Genomic DNA, 23,042 nt, shown 5'->3' on the forward strand with positions numbered 1-23,042 from the left:
CATGGAACATTTTATTTCGCTATTTGTGAAAGCAGTGTTCGTGGAAAACATGGCGCTGGCTTTCTTTCTGGGGATGTGTACCTTCCTGGCCGTATCCAAGCAGGTGAAAACTGCCCTGGGCCTGGGGGTTGCGGTGGTTGCCGTACTGACCATCACCGTGCCCATTAACAATGTCATTTACCAGAACATCCTGAAAGACGGGGCGCTGGTTGCCGGTGTTGACCTGAGCTTCCTGGGCCTGATCACCTACATCGGTGTTATCGCTGCCCTGGTACAGATCCTGGAAATGTTTCTGGATAAATTTGTACCCGCTCTTTACAACGCGCTGGGCGTATTTCTGCCACTGATTACCGTAAACTGCGCTATCATGGGTGCGTCACTGTTCATGGTTCAGCGTGACTATAACCTCGGTGAATCTGCGGTTTATGGTTTCGGTGCTGGTGTGGGCTGGGCTCTGGCCATTGTTGCCCTGGCGGGCATCCGTGAAAAGCTCAAGTACAGTGATGTACCTGCAGGACTGAGAGGTCTGGGCATTACCTTCATTACCGTAGGTTTGATGTCCCTGGGCTTCCTTTCTTTCTCTGGCGTACAGCTGTAAGGGGGATTGGGACGATATGGATTTAAATATTATCTATGGCGTTGCCATGTTTACCATTATCGTACTGGCGCTGGTGTTGGTTATCCTCGCCGCCCGTTCGAAACTGGTGAGTATGGGTGACGTGACCATCGGGATTAATGAAGATCCCGGCAAAGCCGTAACCACGGCTGCCGGTGGCAAGCTGCTCAACACCCTGTCCGGTGCCGGGGTATTCCTGCCCTCCGCCTGTGGTGGCGGTGGTACCTGCGCGCAGTGTAAGTGTAAGGTGCTGTCCGGTGGTGGTGAAATGCTGCCAACCGAGCGCTCCCACTTCACCAAGCGTGAAGAGAAGGAAGGCTGGCGTCTTTCCTGCCAGGTGGCGGTTAAGCAGGACATGGAAATTGAAGTTGAAGAAGAACTCTTCGGCGTCAAGAAGTGGGAATGTGAAGTTGTTTCCAATGACAACGTAGCGACCTTCATCAAGGAACTGGTACTGAAACTGCCAGAAGGGGAAGACGTTAAATTCCGTGCCGGTGGTTACGTCCAGCTGGAATGTCCTCCCCATACCGTCGAGTACAAAAACTTCGATATCGGCGAAGAGTACCGTGGTGACTGGGATAAGTTTAACCAGTGGCAGTACGTTTCCAAGGTGGATGAAGAGACTATCCGTGCCTACTCCATGGCCAACTATCCGGAAGAGAAAGGCCTGCTGAAGTTCAATATCCGTATTGCTTCACCACCTCCGGGTACTGATTTTGCGCCTGGCAAGATGTCTTCGTTCGTCTTCAACCTGAAGCCCGGCGACAAGATGACCGTGTACGGACCTTTTGGTGAGTTCTTCGCCAAAGAGACCGACAACGAAATGGTCTTTGTTGGTGGTGGTGCGGGTATGGCACCCATGCGTTCGCACATCTTTGACCAGCTGAAGCGTCTGTCTTCCACCCGTAAGATCTCTTTCTGGTACGGTGCCCGCTCCCTGCGTGAAGCCTTCTACGTGGATGAGTTCGACAAACTGGCTGAAGAGAATGAGAACTTCAGCTGGCACCTGGCACTGTCCGATCCGCTGCCAGAAGATAACTGGACCGGCTACACCGGCTTTATCCATCAGGTTCTGTTTGATAACTACCTGAAGGATCATCCGGCTCCGGAAGACTGCGAGTTCTACATGTGTGGACCACCCATGATGAACGCAGCCGTTATCAAGATGCTGGAAGATCAGGGTGTAGAGCCTGAGAACATCCTTCTGGATGATTTTGGTGGCTAAACTCTGGCTTTAATGAAGTAAAGGCCGGTGCTCTTTGAGTCCGGCTTTTTTTATAGGCAATATTTATAGCAATACCCCTCACACATGCTTCTGCGGTAGAACCCATGTTGATGGTGTCTCTGTAAAGGCACTCGTCATGATGGAATTTTCTCTTTTGTTTGTTGTCCAAGAGGACCCCATACCAAACCGCGAATCGCGAACAGAGGTGTGAAAATGGAGAGTGTCAGGGCTAACATCAACAACCCTTCGTTTGATATCCGTCAGAACGAAGATGTTTCCACCGCAGGGCAGTTTGCCTCCTGGTCGCGGGTCGAAATGTCTGGTCAGGATGGATGGCAGCTTCATCTTGACCATACCGCGGATCAGGAGCCCTCCACACTGAATCAACGGGGCTGTGTCGAATCTCATCAGCAACCCCGGTCGTCGCTTGCCCATCAATCCGGGCCATCGTCTGGTATCCCGGCACTGGAAAGCGCCCTTCGCACCGGAGATATGCAAGCCCTCGAACAGAGTCTGACAATAAACAGTGATCGTGTTGTCAACATACATGAATATGGCCACTTGCTTTTTATCGCTTTGGAGGCAGAAAATTATGCAGGCTTTAAACGATTGTGCGAGGCGGGTGTCAATGTCAACGCTACTAATAACAATGGCCAGACGCCCCTGCATATAACCGCCTTATGGGGCAAAGCTGATTACCTGCAACTACTGATCGACTTCGGTGCCAATGTCAATGCCGCTAATAAGCGCGGCTACACCCCCCTGCACCTGGCCTGTATGAGGGACCATGTTGGCTGCACGCAACGACTGATCAACTGCCAGGCGGATGTCGATGCCGCCGGTGATGACCGTCGTACGCCCATGCACATGGCTGCATTGAGCAACAGCAGCAACTGCCTGCAACTACTCATCGACTTCGGGGCAACGGTAAATGCCACTGATAGACTCGGCCAAACCCCCCTGCACTGCGCCGCCAGAAATGGAATCGCCAAAAGCCTGATGGTGCTGCTCAATACCGATCAGGTGAATGTCAATGCCACCGCTGAGTTACACTATACGCCTTTGCACTGTGCAGCCGAGGAGAACAAAACCGATATCGTAAAAGCACTGCTCACTCACACGAAAGTGAATGTCAATGCCACCAACCTTTACGGCGAGACGCCTTTGCACCTCGCAGCCGAAGGGGGTAAAACCGATAGTGTGCAAGAGTTACTCAAAAACAGTAAAGTGCTTGTCAATGCCAAAAATGATTTTGAGGACACCCCCCTGAGCTCTGCAGTCGCAATGGGCAAGGCTGGTAGCGTGGAAGTACTGCTCACTAGCCCGGAAGTGAATTTCAATGTCACAGATCTGATGGGTCTTACACCCTTGGACCGTGCCATTAGTGAAGGCCACAACCGATGTGCAGAACTCCTGCTTGCCAAAGGGGCAAAAAAGTCGGAGGATCTGTGGCGATGCCGTATTTTGTGAGGGCTTGAGATTTAAAAAGCAGGAGGGGGCTCAAAGTGATTTTTTATGACCCCAATGATACAGGAAGGCATAGCACTTTTTCATTTTATGTGATGCTTTGATAACTGATAAACTGCAACTGAAGAAATGAAATGGAGTTATGCAGAATGAGTTTGCCCACCGTTTTGATCACAGGAGCAACCTCCGGTTTTGGTCTGGCAAGTGCCCGGTTATTTGCTCAACATGGCCACTCCCTGATAATCACTGGTCGCCGTTCAGAACGCCTGCTGGCACTGGCGGAAGAGTTGACGCCTGAAGTACCGGTTCACAGTGTCACTTTGGACGTTCGCGATGCCCGGGCAGTATCAGAAATGGTGGATTCACTGCCTGATGAATTTCGCAATATTGAGGTTCTGGTCAATAATGCCGGTCTTGCGCTGGGTGCCGGTCCTGCGTGGGAAGCCAGCCTGGAAGACTGGCATACCATGATTGATACCAACGTGACCGGTTTGGTGAATGTCACCCATAAGTTGTTGCCCATTCTCCGTGAACAACCCAAGGCTGCCATTATTAACCTGGCTTCTGTGGCTGCAAACTGGGCGTATCCCGGCAGCCATGTCTATGGAGGCAGTAAGGCATTTGTTGCCCAGTTCTCCCGTAATCTTCGCTGTGACCTGGCTGGCAGCGGTGTACGTGTGACCAGTCTTGAGCCAGGCATGTGTGAAACCGAGTTTTCACTGGTTCGTTTTAAAGGGGATCAGGCGAAAAGTGACAGTATTTACCAAGGAGTTAACCCACTTCGTCCGGAAGACATTGCAGATATCATTTTCTGGATTGCTCAACAGCCAGCGCATATCAATATCAACACTCTGGAAGTGATGCCAACTTCTCAAGCGTGGGATAACTTCAAGGTGGTCCGAAAAGTGGACTGATGGGAAGTTATCCCGGGGATTGGCTGGTTGTGTTACCCTTGATGTTCTGGGCAAACAGGGTTCCTGCCATACTCTCTATTATTTTTTTGCGTTTCATACGGTACTTCTTGTTGATGATCTTTTGGCGTTCACGGTAAGCGGGATCTTTGAGAAGCTCCCGTGCACGATCTCTTTGACGCTTCTTTACGCGCTCTGCGTATTCGGGATCATTATGGTAGCGCTCCTTCTGGCGCTTCCTTTGGCGCTCTGCATACTCGGGATCAGTCTGGTAGCGATACGTTGAGTACGGACACTTGCGCTTTGCATAAGTGGGCTCTTGGCGGGGTACCCTTTGGTCCTCAATGATTGAAGAGCTACCATCCGTCATTTCTTCTGTCTGAGTTGACTGGTTATTACTTGTTGCCTGGTTCAGGTTTAGCGAGTGAACTACAGCAACGGGTCCTGAATCTTGTGGATTAAAGAATACGACAGGAGGACGAGTTAACCAGTAACCTGGATTGTAGTGGTGCGCTGGTGTTGGTTCCCTGATCCCAGGCTCACTTTTTACCGGGAATAACGGCTGAGTAAAGTGGATGTTTGGTATTGGTGGCAGGGCACCATTAACGGGTTGATTACGATAATCCCGGGGTGCATATTTCTCAAGAGCTGGTGGTGGTATCTCAGACATATCAATTCTGGAATAGCCTGCTGGATTGGCTGATACCACAGGTGCAATCTCATATTCCTTTAATAACCCGGAAAAGCCAGCGCCATAATGATGTATGGCTGATTGATTGAGGTAAACAGGAAAAGGGTCATCCATCCTCTGAACAGACATACCATGGTACGCCGGTTGTTGTCTGCCACCGTAAAATTGAAAATTCTGCTCTAAATCTGATGATCCGGGATAAAGATCAAAAAAAGCAGGGTTGAATAAAGATGAAGTATATTGGAAATTCATTGAATTATTGAATTATTGAATTGCTGAATTACTTCTTAAGACCTCTCTCTCTTATAAAAGTTCTTATCAAACACAGTTTATTTAGTATTTGTGTTAATCAGGAATGAAAATTGGCTATAACTATAAGCAGTTGTGATATAAAAACCTGAAAATTCAGCCTCTCACGAATGTGGAGGCGGGTGGTAGTGGCAGAGAGGTCATTGATGGTGATGTGACCTCTTTCAGAGCATGGAGACGAGGCCTGTTTAGTCGTTGACAACCGGCAAGTATATTGTGAATCCGGCAAAGATTTTATCCGGATCTTTTATCAAACGCGTGTTGTTCTTCCAGATGGCTTTCCAGTGACGGCTTGAACCATAAGTATTTCGGGCAATGGATGCTAACGTATCTCCACGCTTTATCAGGTATGAATCCCCTTTTTTGCTTTGAACAAATTTATCCGCTGGTTCTGGAAAAGTTAATGTTGCTCCTTTTTTTATTACATTTTCAGAATCAATTTTTTCGGAATTGGCATTCTTAATGACTATCCATTGTTCATAATCACCGTATATCTCAAATGCAATTTTCATCAGAGTGTCATTTTGGTTGACGGTGTAATAGCCAAGGCTATAAGAAAGGTCGTTTATATCTGAACCTGATGTGGCAAAATTCGATAATTTATAGGATATGGGTTTTGCTTTATTTTCTGTATAGGTGCTTGAAAATGAATGGTTATCTTCTGTCTTTGTGGTCTTTTCCCGGCTGGGGTTTTCAGAAAGTGGTGATGATTCTTTGTCTCTGTTAATCGTGCCTTCTCTTTGCTTTGAATCAGAGCAGGCAGCCAGACCAAATGCCAGACCGATGATCAATAAACTTTTCATATATACACCTGGATAAAATGTTTTTGAATGAAGTGATTTTATTGTTGGTGAGGAAAATGAATAAATAAAGGTTGTTTGGTTTATTTGACTGGTCAGGTATTAACTATGACTTAACAATTACGTCAGGTATGCTTTATTGACAGTTATCTCTGTTATTGGTCTGGAGTTACTAAATCCGGTTGCCTCATTTTCAATTCATTGAGCAAGGGTAGAGCCGGGTCATCCGGTACCCTCAGCTACTCTTTCCTGATGACCATCAAACCCCCGGATCACTTTGGGAAACCTTATCAGTACATTTCACATCTATTTGTGCGGCCTCCACGTAGAGGTGGGTTGCAACTTTGCAAATTTTTCCGCAATCTGCTTGCCAGAAAGAAATGGTATTCATGGCATTCACTTTTCGTTGAGAGGGCCGGATGATAAGTAACGAGGCATACCCATGAAAGTTGCACTGATTGGAGCCGGACTTTCCGGGATAAAGGCCGCAAGTCTGTTGGCGGAATTGGGGCATGAAGTGACTGTTTTTGAGAAAAGTCGCGGATTGGGTGGGCGCTTAGCCAATCGACGGGAAGCATGGGGCAAGCTGGATATTGGTGCCCAGTACTTTACCGCCAGGGATCCGGGGTTTCAGAAACAGGTAGAGCTCTGGCTGCAAGCATCTGCTGTAAAGGTCTGGGATTTTTCACCCTACTGTGTTGCACAGGGAACATTAACACCGTCACCGGATGAAACGGTGCGCTACATTGGTTCCCCGTTAATGAACCAGCTGGTTTATTGTTTGAGCAGCAACATTGCCGTTAACTTCCAGTGTCACATCTCGAAGGTGGAAAAGAGCCGGGAAGGGTGGCAGCTGTTGTCTGCCGATGGTGCGCTTTTTTCCGGCTTCGACTGGTTGATTGTCAGTAGTCCTGCCGAGCAAAGCCGTACCCTGCTTGATGGCTGTTCTGATGTGATGGCTCATGTACCTGAGGCCGTCCATCAACCCTGCTGGGCAGCAGGCCTTGCTACCCGGGGGAAAATTCCAGCAGATGTGCAGGGGATCTTTGGGGATGAAACGGTCCGCTGGGCTTCGCGGTTATCCAGCCGACCCGGTTTCAGGAAAGCGCCGGATGTTGACGATGTCTGGATGTTGCATTTCTCGCCAGAGTGGTCTGAACAACAGGGTAAAGAAACGGCAGTGGACATTGGTCAGACAGGTTTGAACTGGCTGCAGACAATAATGGCTACCGGGCTTGAGAAAACCGCGGAATATCGACATTACTGGCGCTATGCCAATATTAAGCCAGTAACCTTTGATCAACCTTATCTTCTGGATGAACGTCAGCGGCTTGCGGTCATTGGTGCCTGGTGTGCGGGTGGCAGGGTTGAGGGGGCCTGGTTATCAGCGCAGAAGTGTATACAGGCCCTGTCGGGTTAATGATGAACCGATCTCACCAGGATCGTTGGTCGCCCCCGGTAATGCCGGGGCTTGTAACCATTCAGGAAAACATTGCCCTGATCCGGTGAAAGGGGGATAACATTAACTGTTATCCAACCGACAGCTTTCTTACACAGCCTGCAAAGCAGCAGTTGATTCATCAACCGGTATGGACACCTTAACTCCCAGTCCGGGCATACAGTCACTCAGGGCAATTGAGCCATGATGCAGACCAGCTACGGCTTTAGCCAGTGAAAGTCCCAGCCCCAAGCCGCCATCGGTGCGGCTTTTATCAACACGATACAAGCGTTCAAATACCCGTTCTTTCTCTTCATCAACAATGCCCGGGCCATTATCTGCGACTTTCAGCCATGCAATGCCATCTTCTTTATCAAGACCACAGCCCAGAGTAATCCTGCTGCCTGCCGGGCAATATCGCAGGGCGTTTTCAATCAGGCTGGCAAATTGCTGAATTAATAGTTCTCGGTCTCCCTGGATGATAACCGGGGCATCTTTTTTAACAACATACATTGTCATTCGTGCATCTTCTGCGACGTCCTGATAAATCTCTGTCACGGTATCTACGATCTGAGCCAGATCTATCCGGGTAAAACGGCTTCTGCGTGCGCCAGACTCGATCTGAGTGATTCGCAGCAATGCATCAAAAATGGAGGTCAGTCGTTGTGAGTCCTCAAGGGCATGATCAAGTTGCCTGAAAAAATCTTTATCCCTGCTGGTGTGCAACTGGCCTGCTTCATCCCTCAGTGTCAGCAGGTTATGACATAACCGGGTAATAGGGGTTTTCAGTTCATGGGCGATATTTGCTGAAATATCCCGCATGGCAGTAACGGAACCTTCCAGTCGGGACAGCATTTCATCAATATCATTGAAGTCCCGGTGTTGCTCTCTCACCAGTTCTCTGGACTCCTGGACAATTTCACGGTTTTGCTTGCCCAGTTCGTAATCCACATACAGAAAAGTAACAGAAGCCATCAGTACCAGACTGATGATTGAGACCACTCCAAACATTAAACCCTGTTGAATAGCCGAACTTTTGAGCCATGCTGGCAGATGGTCAGGCAGGCGTTTCCCAATTGACGATAAACGCAGACAGACTCCCTGGATATCAGGCAACCGGATGTTCATGGATTCACACCTGTCGTCGTTTTGTGTTCCAGCGCTTTGTGTTCCAGTTTGTAGCCTGCACCCCGAACGGTTTGAATCAGCCTGTCACCAAAGGGTTTTTCCAGCTTGTTTCGCAAACGGCTGATGTGAGTTTCTACAACTTGCTCTGTCATGCAGAGTGTCAGGGCGTGCTTGCCATTATCCACCAGCTCAACCTGATGGCCGGCCTCACGAAGCCCTTTTTCAATAAAACTGCTGAGGCTTACATCATCCTCTACCAGTAATACCCGCATGATCGTGCTCTCATTAATATCGCTGGGGCTCAGGCCGCAGCGATTGGGTTGTTGTTGTGCTCTTCATTGGCTGGGCCGGAGACATCATTGTCCCGGTTTTTATGGTCTTGTATCAAGATTTGCTGACAGGCCTGATGGCATCAATTCTGGTTTCAATGTTCTGACCGCGAGAGTTCAACAATTCAATTTCATAAGACACTTTATTGTGGTCGTCTTCCATCTCAACGTGCCATGCCTTGCCCCCAAATTCAGACTCTGACTGTTTGACTGCCTCTTTCAGGGAAAGGTATCTGCCATTGCTGATGCCTGATGCACACAGGGCATTTTCCACCTGGTCATTATCGTGGCCGGTACGCTGTTTGCTCAGAATAACTTCACCGGTTTGCGCATGAATAATGGTTTCAATCTCTTCACCATTTTTGTTTGCCAGTTTAATCTCATACACTGCCTGCCCCATCTCTACTTCACGCTCTGCTTCAAGTGGCTCTGCGCCAGTGTGTTTTCTGGCAATCTCTACAGCCTTAAGCAGAGACAGCGCATCGTCGCTGAGGGATGTTGGTGCATCACCTGCTTTAGCTGACCCTGTAGCCAGCATGGTGCTCATACCGATGATGGCAGACAGTGCAGCAGATGTAACAAGATTTGACTTTTTCACAGTGGATTCCTCATAACAGGGGTTAACGAGACAGGGAAATATATCTGTCGATGTGGTCACTTTACCCGGGAAGATTTTCAGAAAGGTTTCCGGAACTATACATTTTTGTAAGGTTCAGGATTTGACGAAGGCCTGACGTGGTGCGGACGGATATTCAAAACGCAGTGGTGAACGATATAATACCAATCAATAGTTTCTTTTATAAGCAGGCTTCAACATGGCGTACACTGCAGCTGGATTGCACATTCTGGTCAAGCATAAAGAACTTGCCGAAGATATTATCAAACAGCTTAAAAAAGGTGCCAAATTCGATGTTCTGGCCAAGAGGCATTCCACCTGCCCATCGGGTAAAAAAGGCGGGCACCTGGGAGAGTTCAGGAAAGGGCAGATGGTGCCAGCCTTTGATAAGGTGTGTTTTACCGGGGAGTTACTGACACCCCATCTGGTGAAAACCAAATTCGGCTGGCATGTGGTCAAGGTACTTTACCGAACCTGAGTAAAGTTCAAACGCCAAAGACAGCTTTAGGTATGGTAATTCGTTTTGTTTTCTGTCATTCCTTTAGCGCCGGAAGCAATTTGCCGACAGGATGGTTCCACAAAAAATGATTGTGAAAAAGCAGCAATAAGACGTTTTCTGGCGCAGAAAAAACATGACCATCCACGCCTCCTGGTGCAGCTAAGCGTTGATATCCATACCGTTCGTGTTGAGCTTGTCGAAGTACGGTGGCACCATCCTTCGACAAGCCTCAGGATGAACGGGGTGTAAGGGTATTAACGCTTTTCTGCACCAGGAGGCTGACCGAGAATAGCGCCCGTAGCGAAGATGGCAGAAAATTGAGGATAAAAATTTCGTTTTGTGAGGTGAATAGTGGTGCTATTTGCCGAACAAAACGGAATTTTTAGACCAATTTGCTGCCACCGCAGTAGGGCAGTCTATTCTCGGTCAGCCTCCTGGGGGCCAGTACAATATTGGTGATAAAACCCTGAAAAATGCTCGTTTAACTGCTCCAGGTTTTTAAATGGATAATCTTTTCGTCCGGACAATGAAGATAAACGATCTGATTTTATAGACTGGATAAACTCTATAATCCGGATTGCAGCATCAACATGGCTGGTTAAACCCTCTGACCACTCAGCTCTCATTATACGGAAGAAATAGGCCAGACAAGACAAGGTCAATATGTGCAGGCAGTCTTTCTCTTCCTGAGGCTTTCCTTCAAGTTGAGCTTTATGGCATTTGTAAGCCGGATAGAGTATGGCCCGCTTGAAATTATATATTTCATTACTTCGCAATATAGCTGAACTGGTAAAATCAACGCCGGATGTTTCCACAGGTTCCGCGAGTTTAATACCGTCGAGCAAGATTGGTTGTAATTTGCCAGAAGCGATGCTTGTTTCCAGAGTCATAATTTCTTTTACTCGTTCTGCCCTGGCCGGGTTATTAATATCTCCATCCTCCTGACGCATAAAACGGGTGAAAAATCGGCTGATTCCACAATCCTTTCCTTCTTTTATGGAGGAAGCGTTCATCGAATGAAAAATCAGATATTTGATATTCTCCAGTTCTGAAAATCTAACTGCTAATAATTCAGTATCAAGACCCAAAGTATGAAGAAGGATATTCCATGATATGTTTAAACGAGCAATCTGCCTGTGCTTATCGGGTATACATGACTTTTTAATTCTTTGACTTATAAAGTTGTCAATAGTATTGAATTCAGGGTTCTTTACTAATATTCCATTGAAGATTATTGCTTCTTTGACTGCCAGCTGATAAAGGAAACGCTGTTTATTTGTTTCACTGGTCTTTATGCAGGTCAAAGCCAGTTCGTTGATTGCCGTAGTAATATCATCTGCCAATTTGCCTGTACTGGCTTTAGCCTGAGTATCTTCACTTGAACCGGGAATAAGAGACTTCCTGCTTTCGATTATTGTGATAAGCTCCTCAAATCTAATGAGTATGGACGTATTATCATCCAGCTCTGTTTCTAATTCCTGGTCTGACATTTTAATTTCCTGTTGCGGCGCGTTGCCGGTAGTTGATATTGGACAGGTCGAATCATGGCCAGTAACCGCAAGTTGCCAGTAAATAGCTGGCTTCATTGCGTTGAGCTCTGCTTGTATTTTATGGCCAATATCCCCACGATGGTCACCGGTTGTCAGATAAAGGACGTTGGTGGCTGCTAACTTGATTTCATGGTAGTCCTTCAACTTTTTTATCAGATTGGTACTGGCTTTTTGATAGCCACTATACCGATTACTTCCTACTCGATAAGGGAACCAGTCTATTGCATTGATAAACTGGCTCATCCTGTTGAACACCGATGCTTGCCTTCCCCTGCTGATACGGGAGGGATCTCCCGGGAAAACTGGTTGCTGAGTCGTGTTGGCAGTATTCGATTTCATGCAGTTGTCCATGCTAATAACCTCTGACTAATAGCGAGAACCAAAATGGTTACCGGCCTGGGGCATAAAATAAGTTCTGATAGCTCTCAGCCAGACCAAAAAAGGAAGGCTGTAAGGTGATGCAAGAAAAAAGTATGGAAACCAGTTGATAAAAGGATTTTTATCTGAAAAATTAACTCATCTTACCTGCACCATTTGTACCGATACGATAATTCTGCCTTTTTGCCCTGGCTGCTAATTCCCCTTTTTCCCTCGCCAATTTTTCACTCAGGCCTTTTCTTAAAGCTGCTCGGTAGGCTGCTGATTTTGCATTTATTATGGCCTTCGCCACCTTGCCTTTATCCGATCTCAGGTATTTGGCTCTGGTTGCCTTTCCTTTATCTGATTTAGTGTATCTGGTTCTGGCCGCTTTGCCTTTATCAGATGCAGAGTATTTTGCCTGGCTCCTGGCACGACGTGCCTTGTCCAGTTCGGAGGCGGTCATCTTTTTAAGCACAAGAGGCAATGGATTACCGTAACCGGAAGGCTCAGTTTTTTTAAACTGAAAAGTTTTAGTTGGAACTTGTTGTTGGGTTCCCTTCGTCAACGAGCTGACGTATGATTCTTTTTCAGTGGCTGGTACGTGAGAAACTGAAAAGCTACACAGTTGACGTAAATAGCCGTGTGTATCCTGATGGTTGACTTGCCGATTCAGATATCCAGAATGGGACGGGTAAGTAGATATCTGTACAGAATGTACAAGTCCACTCAGTTGCAAACATGAAACTTCAGCGAGTAAAAGTAAAGGGTTTTCTTGCAACTCCTGTATATAGGAATATCCGGAAACAAATTTTGTACCTGAGTTTACTCTGTCCATTGAGCTATTGGATCACAAATCATGGCTATCCTGTTTTGTGCCTTGTCTCTATTGTTGGGAATGATGCCCTTGGCTCTTGGTTGCTTGCCTTTCTCGGATGCTTCGTATTTGGCCCTGGTTTGCTTGCCTTTCTTGGACGCTTCGTATCTGGCCCTGGTTTGCTTGCCTTTCTCTGATGTTTCGTATTTGGCCCTGGCTTTCTTACCTTTACCGGATGCTTCGTATTTGGCCTTGGCTTTCTTGCCTTTACCGGATGCTTCGTAATTGGCCCTGGCCCTTGCTCTGGCTGCTTTGCCCTTATCGGATGCTTCGTATTTGGCCCTGGCTCCTGCCCTGGCTTTTTTACTCTTATCGGATAAATAGTATTTGGCCCGGGTCTTCATGCCTTTATCAGATTTTTCGTATTTTGCTCTGCTGTAGGGTAGATCATATTTGGCTTTGGCCTGTTTATTTGGCAACAGAAAAATATCTACAGTGGTAGCCTGATTTGAATGTGTAGTTGGTTGAGGTTTAATTATCTCAGCCTTTTCAACCGACCTGAAAATAGTACCGGTACGAACCTGTGTATTGGAAACATGAGTGGAAATTTCTTCAGGTTGATGAAGACTGCTATTAACAATTGGTATGCTTTGATTGGTTGATTGCCTTAAACCTAAAAGAGACTGGATTGAAAAACGTTCATTACCAGGAATGTATGCAGGGGGGGGAACCGTATTTTGAAGTTTACTTCCGGGTATTAAGTCAACTGATTGATTTTTATCACGACAGCTGGCAACGATTACTGCTGGTTTTTTTTCAAACCAGGGATTATAAAAAGGCACAGCTGGATGCTTAAGATAGTCTTCAGCAGTTTCACCACCACGCATAAAAGATAGAATATTCGACACTTTTGTAACGTCACGGCAGAAGGGCCTGCCTATTGCTACTGATTCAGAAAAAGTAGAATCATGAAAGTAAGGTAAATGGCCATAGGCTGCATTTAATCGAGCTGAAGCAAAAGAAGAAGGACTGTACATCGAAATATCGAATTATTGAACACCACCCTGAGACCAATCTTTCTCATAAAAGTTCAAGTTAAAAAATGGTAATTTTGACTGTCCCGGGTATATAGTGCGAGGGGACAGGGTGAAGAGGTGTTATGCCAGTCGCGTTTTCTTTGGCACTTTCTCTGGCGCTCTGCGAAATCGGGCTCATTGTAGTAGTGCTTCTTTTGGCACTCCCTTTCATGCTCTTGCGTAAGCGGTATTTTCTCTGAAGCTCCCTTTTGCGCTCTCTTTCGCGCTGTGCGTAAGCAGGATCATTATGGTAGCGAGCTCTTTTGCGATCCCTGTCACGCTCTCTCATGCGCTCTGCGTAGGCAGGATCATTCTGTAAGCGAGTCTTTCTGCGCAGCATGTTGCGCTCGTTTTTGCGCTTGGCAAAGACAGGATCATTCTTATAGCGCGCCCTTTCGCGTGCATTCTTGCGCACTCTTGTGCTCTCTGCGTAAGCAGGATCATTCTGTAAGCGATCCCTTCTGAACACCCTGTTGTACTCTTTTTTGCGCTCGGCATAGGCAGGATCATTATGATAGCGCGCATTTTTGCGCACTCTTTTGCTCTCTGCGTAAGCGGTATCACTTTGAAATGGCACACTATCTGTAATCATTGTAACTGGCGTTGCTGGCTTAAAATGATTATTAACAAACGCCTGATCAGTATTATAGGCTGGTTGATGAAGGTTATTATTAACACACAATAAGCATTGTGAGGCTGTTTGAGGTAAACCCACGTCATAAATATATGTGGGATCACTACTCTGAAGTTTCCGTCTAACCGTAAAGTCAAGAACCTGATCTTGCCTGGTAAGGTTATCAATGATGACTATCGATCTTTTCTCAAACCGGGGATCATCAAATGGGTTATGAAAAGGGACTGCAGGCTGCTGAAGGTGGTTTTCAGTGGTTTCATCTTTAGTAATATCAGTGCTGAAAAAGTCTGAAGGACTGACATGTGGTAGAGGTGCAATGTTATATCCATCCCAAAAGTTAGCGGAGCCAGTGTTATTGTCTTGTTTACCTGGTTGATTATGATATAGAGGCAACGGTGCAATAGATGCTTTAACAGACATACCTTGGTACGTCGACTGTTGTTCATATGTGCCTGTCTGAAGCGGTTGATCTGATGGTCTTGCAAAAAGTCCATCAGGATAAATATCGACATCGGGTAATTGATGATAGTAATACATTGAATTATATAATAATTGAATTATGTATTAAGACATCCTCTTTTTAGAAAGGTTCCTATGATAAATAATCTGTCAATAATTCAGTTGTTTACAAAAAAACAGATACTAGTAAGTTGACGGTTGGGTCGCATAAACCAGTGCATTCCATTGTTCATCAATCTTTGACTCAAAAAATTGATTTAGTGCCACTGAATCAACAAGATCCTTGGTTTCCCTGAGCCTGTTTAATGAAGTAACATAGGCATATTCATTGGAACTGGAACTCCCTGCATGGTTTTGATCATAATGATCCACTAACCCATCAAAGTTGCTATTTTCCTTTGCTAACCATTGTGATAATTCTTCATCATGGGATTTGATAAACGCAAAAAATATTTCATCCTTACATAAGCTTATCAAGTAATTTTTTAACAGGCTTTTATTGTTTATTGCCTGAATAAAATCATATTGTAATCTTCCATATTGCCCCCTGATAGCATTGACAACACTACGGCCCTGTTCTGGGAAATATTGTTGAATATGATTTTCAGAAAATTCACAAATTTCTCTCGCAAACCGGTTTTTTACATACGCTCTGATTTCAGTGGATTCATTACCTCCAAGGAGGTTGTGCCTGCCCAGGACGCTGATCAGTTGTTCCTCATGAATAAGTAGTTTGGCTTTACCAAGCAATGAAAACCAGTTAATGCTGTTATCTTGATCACATATACCCTCCGTCAGTGTTGCTGCCTTGAATCTTACTTTTATCAGGTCACAAACTTCCGCGGTATGGTCCTCGCAATCTCTGGATGACATACTTTCAATTATTCCGATAATCTCGCCAATGAGCTCTGGTTTTTTCAGCAGATTATTGAGTATTTCTTTGTATACATCACCCAGGTGTAAACGCTCTGAATCGTTTGCACTTTTGACCTTATCTTCAAGGATGTGAAGTTTCTGTATTTGAACTGGGCTGAAAATATTTACCAGCCTTGCTTTGGCTTCGTTAAGCGACAGATTTATATCTGCAGGTTGATTATATGTTCTGTAATGTGCAGGATGCTCTTGATCAAGCCAGGATACTGGTGATGAAGTACCAGAACTAGAGTCAGACCTGTATCCCGATATAGAGCTGGAACTTGAGCTTGAGCTGGCATCGAGTCTGTGCCTGGACCTGGATCTTTCTGCTCTAGATGTTTCTGCCCAAGATCGGGCCCAAGATCGGGCCCTGGACCGGGCTCTGGATCGGGCTGTTCTGGAGGATGAAGAGGCAGGAAAACGTGTTAAGTCATCGCTGGAGCCCGCCACTTGGCGATTACTCTGCCCACCGATAGGTTGACTGTATAAATGTCGAGATCCGGGAATAGTCCTGGCTACGGCATTTTTTTGTTCAGTGGTAAGGGCCTCTTGAATGGTATTAACCAATTCAGCACCTAACTTCTTTCGGATAAACTGGCACTTTGGAAACTTCTGGGCATGTAAATCATCTGGTGTTTCATCTACTTTCCAGTTTTGCAGACAACCACCACATGAAAAACATCGCACCAGCTCCCCATCTTTGAGTGAATAAAAACCGCTGGCAGAAATATCCTGATTAGAGACAGCAGAGGAAAAAACAGACGAACGTCTTACATTTCTCCAGTTACTATTATTGAATGTCTGCGCCCTGTTTGTGCGATTACTCATCGCTTCGTTAAATGGTCTCTCAGGGGCATTGTCCGTATCAGATCCACTGCTATCTTCCACATCAAAACCACTAGTAGATATATCCCTGTCGGCAATAAGTGAAGCTTCCCGGGCAACAGGAATTTCCTCAATATTGTTAACTGATAATAGTAACCACTTCAGATAATCATTTGAGCGAATATCTTTAGCGATTTGCTCTACGGGCTGACCATGGTTGGCATAAATTTCACCACCAGAGTCCCTTAGCTTTAAAAGAAGTTGATCGTAACTTAACAGCTCTGAAAAATCTTTTGCTATGTGGGTGTCGCCAGTTACTACATCTGTAAATTTAAAAATCGTCTCAGCTTCGGGTGAAGGTGCATGAGACAAATGGGTCTGAGGGGGATTATTATAACCAACACTATGGTGTCCCAGCATTGCTCTTGCGGATTCATCAACTGCTCCGGTATCCCGCTGGTTTGTTGCAGAACCGGGGTTGCAGGTAAAATTGCCGTTGCCAATATTATTCATAACTCGACTGGACCCTTACTCATCAATCATTTTCTGAGATGAACATCGGTAATTACTGAAATTAATTATTAGATGATATTGAGTGATTTGAAAAAATTAAATAAAAACTGATGAGTTAATCAGGATTGATTGTGTGGTTAATGGCTTTCAATCTGATTAATTGTTTCAGGTTGATAAGTTCTTTCAATATTCATTATTGCCAGTAGTGTTTTGATAAAGTTCTTCCTCTTGAACTCATAATCATTAGCATGATGTGTTGTCGCCAGCCAGTCGTTAATTCTATGTTCAAAATCCTTACGGCAAGCATGGCTGGTCAATTTTATTTGCAGCGTTTCAGTCAGCACAGGCAGGCGATGTTCTTGAAGGTGATTGGTCTGGCCGTCAGGTTGTTTGGATTGGGCTTCTTGCAGAGCGATAAACTGCCGTGCTTTATTCAGGCTAAGCAGGCAGCGCATAAACAAACCATAAATACGCTCATCAGGGTTTTGAGGAAGATTAAACAGAATGGTTCGTGGCAGGTATTCCGCTCCTTCTTGCAATTGTTCTGTCAGCAAGTCAAGGTTATTAGCGAGGTATTCCAGCGTATCGTTCAGTAATCGGGTTTCTTCAGCAAACGACAGGCACCATACCGGTTTTTTAACGCCAGGAACGTGGACGGGTAATTGTACGGCCTGTTTATGGGCTGCTCTGGCGTCAATGCTGACCTGAAGTACCATGGCTTTCATCCCCAAATCACCGTCATTAAATTGAATATTGTAGGCGTGTGGCAGTTTAATCGCCTGACACCCCCGGATTGGCCAGATAATGATGTTTTTGGGGATTTCAGAATCACTGTCGGTGTTCAGTGCCAGCAGCCTGTCAAAGAGTGTTCTGGCGGATGCTTCCTGCGTGCAGATAATATCAATATCATTAAATGATGAGCAGAGGTTCTGTAAAAAGCGCGCGTAAGAACCGGTAATCAGCATGGGTGGATGGGTATAAGAGTCATTGATTTCCTGAATAATCTCCAGTGTTTTCAGGGTAAGCGCAGTAAACCGCGAAACCTGCTTTTGCAAAAAGCCAGTGTCACCTGTTGTTAACCGCTGTTTCACGGTTTGACCCACAATGGCACGGTTAGCTGAGTGCTTGTGGCCATCGAACAGTAACTCATTCATTGTACTGGCGTCACAGCAGTATTGTGCGAACCAGCGGCCTAAAGCGTGGCGCAGCCTGCTTGCGGCTGGAAAGCTCTGAAGACACTCCAGGGCCTGATGCTTAGTGATCTTCCGTCCATCAATAGACTGTCCCGTGATATAACAGTATGTCAGGAAGAAGAAATGCAGTCGTGAATTCTGAAATGAGCGCCGCAGCATGGTGATGGATTGCAATACCTGTTCTGCTGATACACTCTGATGATCAATGGGCAGTCCATGCTGCATAGCCATGAACTTCACTATACATTGGAGTCGATGTTGCTCATCGTCTTTGACCATTACCTTGTTTAAGATGTGCCATGCCTCTTGAAGTGTACTCCGGGTTTCGCTGGTTTCATCGAACTGCTGAGTTGTCGTCAGCCTTTGAATCAGATACCTGGCTTGCTTTGCAGAATAATCTCCGGGAGCGTCATTAAACGCTGCCAATACTTCCCGGTTATCCAGATAGTGACCATTCAATTCCCTGGCGCTCAATGTCAGCTGAGTATAAAAAATAGCTCTTTCGAGCAACCAGCCACCACGCTCATAATCCTTAACCACGCCCTCCGGTCTGACCGGCTGGCCATTCAGCAACATACCCCTGAGACAACATTGTTCTTTAAAGCGCGCCAGCTCCAGTGTGGCTTTGGCTGCCTGATAATCGCTAACCACCGCCTCCGGTGTGACCTGCTGGCCATTCAACGGCAGGCCCCTCAGGCAGCATTCCGCTTTGAATCGCCCCAGCGCCAGTGTTGCCCTGGCGGCCTGATAATCGATAACCACGGCCTCCGGTGTGACCTGCTGACCATTTAACGGCAAACCTCTCAGACAACATTCCGCTTTGAAGCGGGCTATCCCCATTTTGCGATCCGGACTATCGAGGAAATGCTTAACCACCGCATCCGGTGTTACGTTCTGACCATCTAATGCCAGGCCCCTCAGGCAACATTGTTCCTTGAAACGCGCTATCCCCAGTTTGCCTTCCGGACTCCCCGGGAAACACTTGACCACCATATCCGCTGTGACCTGTCGGCCATTCAACATCAGACCCCTCAGGCAACATTCCGCTTTGAAACGCGCGGCCCCCAGTTTGCCTTCCAGACTGCCCGGGAAACACCTGACCACCCTATCCGCTGTTACCTGTCGGCCATTCAACATCAGACCCCTCAGGCAACATTCCGCTTTGAAACGTGCGACCCCCAGTTTGTCCTCCTGACTCTCCTGAAAGTCCTTAATCACCGCCTCCAGTGAGATCTGCTGGCCATTCAACACCAGGCCTTTCAGGCAACATTCCGCTTTGAAGCGCGTTATTCCCAGTTTGCCTTCTGGACTGTCCGGGAAATCCTTTACCACCGAATCCGGTATGACCTTCTGGCCTTTTAACAGCAGTCCCCTCAGGCAACATTGTTGTTTAAAGCGAGCCAGCTCCAGTCTTGCCCTGGTGGCCTGAAAATCCTTAACGACTGAATCCGGTGAGACCTGTTGACCATGCAAAATCAGGCCCCTGAGGCAACATTCCGCTTTGAAGCGTGCCAGCTCCAGTGTCGCTTTGGCTGTCTGATAATCTTTCACCACTTCATCCGGTGTGACCTGCTGGTCATTCAACACCAACCCCCTCAGACAACATTCTTCCTTGAAACGCGCCAGCTCCAGTCGTGTCCTGGCTGTCTGATACCCCTTAATCACCGAATCCGGTGTGACCTGCTGGCCATTCAACGGCAGGTACTTCAGGCAACAGTCTTCCTTAAAGCGCATTAGCCCGAGTTGCCCCTCCGGACTATCCGGGAAATCCTTCACCACCTCACCCGGTGTCAGCAGCTGGCCATTCAACGCCAGGTTTCTCAGGCAACACTCTGCTTTGAAAAGCGCCAGCTCAAGTGTTGCTCCGACTGCCTGAAAATCCCTGATTACCGCTTCCGGTGTGACTTGTCGTTCATTCAAAGTAAGCCCTCTCAGGCAACATTCTTCCTTAAAGCGCGCCAGCTCCAGTGTTGCCCTGACTGCCTGATAACCCCTGGTCACTTGCTCCGGAGTGACCGGCTGGCCATGCAATGGCAAAACTCTCAGGCAACATTCCGCTCGGAAGCGGGCTATTGCTACCTGGTACTTATTCTGCCGATCTGGCTTCTGGCTAAACTCTTGAATGACCTGATCCGGGGTAACTTTGCGATCGTTGTGTAAAATGTTCTTCAAGCAGAGCTTTTGCAGGAAGAAGCCGCTTCTTATCGTCGAACTTTCATTTCTATAGGCTTTAAGCACGTCAGCCGTGGTGATTTTATGACTTTGTAACTGTTTATTCTGCCAAAAGCTGTCTTCAATCTGTTTGCTTATATCCGGGATGGAGGCTTTACTTTGAGACGGCTGGTTTGAGACTTTTTTGCCGTTAAAGGTGCTTCTGGAACGGTTGGGCGGCCGACGTGAACCGGCTGTCTGGTCAATCCGGCCAGCAGGCTTTGAGTGGGAGGAGGTCGATGTGGTTGCTTTCAGAATGAAACCCTGAACAGCTGGACTTTAAACATCGTCTTTGACCTCAAAATGATTATTAGGTTCTTGAATTGGTGAAATATCATCCTGACTGGTTCACTGATAATTCTGACTATACTTTCATGCTCAAATATAACCTTGAGATGAGGTGTTTATGTCCACTGAGCATCAGGCCGTAGTGGTCAAGTTGAACCAGATTCTGGAGCATGAGCTGGCAGGGGTTGTACGATACAGTCACTACAGCTTTATGGTGTTTGGCTATAGCAGGATTCCCATTGTTGGATGGTTTCGTTCAGCAGCAACAGAAACGCTGAATCATGCCTATGAAGCGGGAGAAATGATCACTTATCTCGGTGAGCACCCATCCCTTGGCATCGGTGGGCTTTTGGAAACCTCAAAACATGATATTCACGACATCCTGATGGAGTCTCTGGATTTTGAGAAGCAGGGCGTAAAGTACTATTACGATCTATTGGAACTTGCCGAGAAAGATAAACTGGTGGTGGTTGAAGAGTATGCCCGCCGTTTGATTGCAGATGAAGAAACTCATATAGGCGACATAGATAAAATGCTGAGGAAACCAGGCGATATCGCCAGCGTAGTTTAGGTTGTTTTGGAACCGGCTTCTCTTTCATTAATCGCAGCCAGGGCTTGAGCAGACTGGCTGCGGGTTCTTCAATGCACAAGATGACTCCTGGCAAACCCTGCGATGGCTATGTACCAGCATGATAGCGTTTTGCCTTGCACAGTAACTGCCCACATAGCCAGAAATATACGATGCCACGACTTAGCTGATATCAATGGCAAATTGTTTTAAAACAGTCAGTTCAATCACCTTCAGTGTATTGATATGGGTCGCCCGGATATAAACAGGAGGTGCTACATTGTTTTCCAATGCTTCTTGCCATCGTGCTGCACACAGGCACCATCGGTCACCGGCCCTGAGCCCGGGAAAGTCCCATTCCTCCCGGGGGGTGATCAGGTCATTGCCCTTAGACAGCGAGTATTGCAGAAATTCATCAGTCATGTGAGCACACACCGTATGCCCCCCTTTGTCATCGGGGTGGGTATGGCAGAAACCGTCACGAAAAAAGCCGGTGACAGGGTCCTTACAGCAGGTTTCCAGTATAAGTCCAAGCACATTTTGTTGTTCGAAGAATGACTCGGCCATTTATTTAACTCCCATATTTTGTTTATCCGACATTATAGGATAAGAGATCAGTTCTACTTTCTTTGCATTGATACCTGAAAAGTGAAGTTATTGAGTCAACATCAATGATCTCTGTCAGGATATTCTCAGAATTTTGAACCTTTCGGTACGAAGCACTGTCGAATTACCTGCATATTTTATATATGAAAAATGGTTGTTTTTCAGTCATGAGTATTGTTCTGGCAGATTCAGGTGTAAGGCTATCCTATAGCGATGCATTCTGGTTTCGGTATGAAGGGTACCGGGAAGACACCTGTGTCGTATATTCTGCCATAAGAGCCTTTACTGACACTGTTGCCAGAAATGTAGAAGTAGCCAGAGATAACTTTGTTCAACATCTGGATGTCCATCTCGGAGAGCGTATTGCAAAGCGCATAAGTGAATGGCAGGTCTCCATTCCATTAGCGATTCCGGTAAGTCAGGAAATGTTTGATTTTACTGCAGGACCTCACCTGGAAAACTCTCCCAGGGCAGAAGAGTTGTCACAATATTTGAATTCACTTTTAAATGAAATGACCTGTAAAGGTATTACACCAGAGCAATCATTAACTAAAATAAGCAAATTGTATGACCTGGCTCAGGTATTTGCTGATGAAGCTGGTTGCCTGCCTGAAAGTTGGTATCGTTATGGCCCGCAACCCGCTGCAGGATTACCCAGGTTATCCTCTCCCGGGTACCCTCGCAGTGATCCTCGCCATAATCCGGAAGAAGACTTCTGTCTGAGAGAGCAACGACTTGATTATGCTGAAATACTGCATCAACAAATTGTTAATTCAGTGAAAATTATTTTTAAGCGCATGAGCGATTTGTCATCACCATTTAATCAAACAAACACTGATCGCACAGGAGAAGATGAAATCAGGTGTGTGATGAATTTTAGAGAATATTGGTTAGGTAATAAAAAACTGTGTGAACAATTAATGAAAAGTCGGCGTCAGGATATTAGAGCGGGAATAGAGTCTCTGGATTTTAACAAGCGAATGTTTTCCATGGTCTAGGAG

At 46.4% G+C, this 23,042-nt stretch carries 22 protein-coding genes; 10 read left to right on the top strand and 12 right to left on the bottom strand.

Annotated elements, in window-relative coordinates; translation table 11 throughout:
• The first annotated feature begins 1 nt into the window (after position 1).
• From nqrE to ACO6V1_RS06670, 4 genes are all read left to right on the top strand, one after another.
• Positions 2-598, top strand: a complete 597-nt coding sequence (nqrE, locus tag ACO6V1_RS06655) for an NADH:ubiquinone reductase (Na(+)-transporting) subunit E (protein WP_422448770.1) — start codon at positions 2-4, stop codon at positions 596-598.
• A gap of 16 nt (positions 599-614) precedes the next feature.
• Positions 615-1,841, top strand: coding sequence for an NADH:ubiquinone reductase (Na(+)-transporting) subunit F (gene nqrF / locus ACO6V1_RS06660; RefSeq protein ID WP_422448768.1), 1,227 nt, complete (start codon positions 615-617; stop codon positions 1,839-1,841).
• Between the two features lie 213 nt (positions 1,842-2,054).
• Complete coding sequence (locus tag ACO6V1_RS06665; RefSeq protein ID WP_422466258.1) at positions 2,055-3,311, top strand: ankyrin repeat domain-containing protein; 1,257 nt, start codon at positions 2,055-2,057, stop codon at positions 3,309-3,311.
• A 146-nt stretch (positions 3,312-3,457) separates the two neighbouring features.
• The gene (locus ACO6V1_RS06670) at positions 3,458-4,222 is read left to right on the top strand and encodes an SDR family oxidoreductase (protein WP_101749059.1); all 765 of its coding nucleotides are present in this window, start codon (positions 3,458-3,460) and stop codon (positions 4,220-4,222) included.
• 7 nt (positions 4,223-4,229) lie between these two features.
• Here ACO6V1_RS06670 and ACO6V1_RS06675 read toward each other — a convergent pair whose 3' ends face one another.
• Together ACO6V1_RS06675 and ACO6V1_RS06680 are read right to left on the bottom strand one after the other, a co-directional pair.
• Positions 4,230-5,039, bottom strand: a complete 810-nt coding sequence (locus ACO6V1_RS06675; RefSeq protein WP_422466260.1) for a hypothetical protein — start codon at positions 5,037-5,039, stop codon at positions 4,230-4,232.
• 368 nt (positions 5,040-5,407) lie between these two features.
• Entirely contained in the window at positions 5,408-6,022 is a 615-nt protein-coding gene (locus ACO6V1_RS06680; RefSeq protein WP_422448762.1) for a LysM peptidoglycan-binding domain-containing protein, read from the bottom strand.
• A 439-nt stretch (positions 6,023-6,461) separates the two neighbouring features.
• Between ACO6V1_RS06680 and ACO6V1_RS06685 the strand changes: the two genes are divergently transcribed.
• Positions 6,462-7,439, top strand: coding sequence for an NAD(P)/FAD-dependent oxidoreductase (locus ACO6V1_RS06685; protein WP_422448760.1), 978 nt, complete (start codon positions 6,462-6,464; stop codon positions 7,437-7,439).
• 129 nt (positions 7,440-7,568) lie between these two features.
• On the opposite strand, the gene ACO6V1_RS06690 is transcribed toward ACO6V1_RS06685, so the two are convergent.
• From ACO6V1_RS06690 to ACO6V1_RS06700, 3 genes are all read right to left on the bottom strand, one after another.
• On the bottom strand, positions 7,569-8,585 hold the full coding sequence (locus ACO6V1_RS06690; protein ID WP_422448758.1) for a sensor histidine kinase: 1,017 nt from the start codon (positions 8,583-8,585) through the stop codon (positions 7,569-7,571).
• The gene (locus ACO6V1_RS06695; protein WP_422448756.1) at positions 8,582-8,857 is read right to left on the bottom strand and encodes a response regulator transcription factor; all 276 of its coding nucleotides are present in this window, start codon (positions 8,855-8,857) and stop codon (positions 8,582-8,584) included. Before ACO6V1_RS06695 ends, ACO6V1_RS06690 begins: the two co-directional genes overlap by 4 nt.
• A 112-nt stretch (positions 8,858-8,969) precedes the next feature.
• Positions 8,970-9,512 (bottom strand): PepSY domain-containing protein, encoded by a 543-nt coding sequence (locus ACO6V1_RS06700; RefSeq protein ID WP_422448754.1) that lies wholly within the window; start codon positions 9,510-9,512, stop codon positions 8,970-8,972.
• A gap of 217 nt (positions 9,513-9,729) precedes the next feature.
• Here ACO6V1_RS06700 and ppiC point away from each other — a divergent pair, with 217 nt between their 5' ends.
• Together ppiC and ACO6V1_RS06710 are read left to right on the top strand one after the other, a co-directional pair.
• Complete coding sequence (gene ppiC / locus ACO6V1_RS06705) at positions 9,730-10,008, top strand: peptidylprolyl isomerase PpiC (RefSeq protein WP_422448752.1); 279 nt, start codon at positions 9,730-9,732, stop codon at positions 10,006-10,008.
• A 45-nt stretch (positions 10,009-10,053) separates the two neighbouring features.
• On the top strand, positions 10,054-10,278 hold the full coding sequence (locus ACO6V1_RS06710; RefSeq protein WP_422448750.1) for a hypothetical protein: 225 nt from the start codon (positions 10,054-10,056) through the stop codon (positions 10,276-10,278).
• A 167-nt stretch (positions 10,279-10,445) separates the two neighbouring features.
• Here ACO6V1_RS06710 and ACO6V1_RS06715 read toward each other — a convergent pair whose 3' ends face one another.
• The 3 genes from ACO6V1_RS06715 to ACO6V1_RS06725 all read right to left on the bottom strand — a co-directional run bounded on the left by ACO6V1_RS06715 (position 10,446) and on the right by ACO6V1_RS06725 (position 13,232).
• Complete coding sequence (locus tag ACO6V1_RS06715) at positions 10,446-11,918, bottom strand: hypothetical protein (protein WP_422448748.1); 1,473 nt, start codon at positions 11,916-11,918, stop codon at positions 10,446-10,448.
• A 172-nt stretch (positions 11,919-12,090) separates the two neighbouring features.
• On the bottom strand, positions 12,091-12,774 hold the full coding sequence (locus tag ACO6V1_RS06720) for a hypothetical protein (protein ID WP_422448746.1): 684 nt from the start codon (positions 12,772-12,774) through the stop codon (positions 12,091-12,093).
• The gene (locus ACO6V1_RS06725; protein ID WP_422466262.1) at positions 12,762-13,232 is read right to left on the bottom strand and encodes a hypothetical protein; all 471 of its coding nucleotides are present in this window, start codon (positions 13,230-13,232) and stop codon (positions 12,762-12,764) included. The genes ACO6V1_RS06720 and ACO6V1_RS06725 overlap by 13 nt, the downstream gene beginning before the upstream one ends.
• A 236-nt stretch (positions 13,233-13,468) precedes the next feature.
• On the opposite strand from ACO6V1_RS06725, the gene ACO6V1_RS06730 reads away from it, so the two are divergent.
• Positions 13,469-13,609 (top strand): hypothetical protein, encoded by a 141-nt coding sequence (locus ACO6V1_RS06730; protein ID WP_422448742.1) that lies wholly within the window; start codon positions 13,469-13,471, stop codon positions 13,607-13,609.
• Positions 13,610-13,848: 239 nt separating this feature from the next.
• Here the strand turns inward: ACO6V1_RS06730 and ACO6V1_RS06735 are convergent, their stop codons facing one another.
• From ACO6V1_RS06735 to ACO6V1_RS06745, 3 genes are all read right to left on the bottom strand, one after another.
• On the bottom strand, positions 13,849-15,000 hold the full coding sequence (locus tag ACO6V1_RS06735) for a hypothetical protein (protein ID WP_422466263.1): 1,152 nt from the start codon (positions 14,998-15,000) through the stop codon (positions 13,849-13,851).
• A gap of 105 nt (positions 15,001-15,105) precedes the next feature.
• A complete protein-coding gene (locus ACO6V1_RS06740; protein ID WP_422466265.1) occupies positions 15,106-17,175 on the bottom strand; it encodes a baculoviral IAP repeat-containing protein in 2,070 nt (689 codons plus the stop codon).
• Positions 17,176-17,312: 137 nt separating this feature from the next.
• Complete coding sequence (locus ACO6V1_RS06745) at positions 17,313-20,540, bottom strand: hypothetical protein (protein WP_422466267.1); 3,228 nt, start codon at positions 20,538-20,540, stop codon at positions 17,313-17,315.
• A gap of 445 nt (positions 20,541-20,985) precedes the next feature.
• Between ACO6V1_RS06745 and ACO6V1_RS06750 the strand changes: the two genes are divergently transcribed.
• Entirely contained in the window at positions 20,986-21,438 is a 453-nt protein-coding gene (locus tag ACO6V1_RS06750; protein ID WP_422448734.1) for a ferritin-like domain-containing protein, read from the top strand.
• 180 nt (positions 21,439-21,618) lie between these two features.
• On the opposite strand, the gene ACO6V1_RS06755 is transcribed toward ACO6V1_RS06750, so the two are convergent.
• Positions 21,619-22,002: a DUF2237 family protein gene (locus tag ACO6V1_RS06755; RefSeq protein WP_101748766.1), complete on the bottom strand. Its 384-nt coding sequence runs from the start codon at positions 22,000-22,002 to the stop codon at positions 21,619-21,621.
• A 206-nt stretch (positions 22,003-22,208) separates the two neighbouring features.
• Between ACO6V1_RS06755 and ACO6V1_RS06760 the strand changes: the two genes are divergently transcribed.
• A complete protein-coding gene (locus tag ACO6V1_RS06760; protein WP_422466269.1) occupies positions 22,209-23,039 on the top strand; it encodes a hypothetical protein in 831 nt (276 codons plus the stop codon).
• Positions 23,040-23,042: the final 3 nt, after the last annotated feature.

Origin of the sequence: Endozoicomonas sp. ALC013 (assembly GCF_049310205.1) — a bacterium.
In the GTDB taxonomy this organism is placed as follows: domain Bacteria; phylum Pseudomonadota; class Gammaproteobacteria; order Pseudomonadales; family Endozoicomonadaceae; genus Endozoicomonas.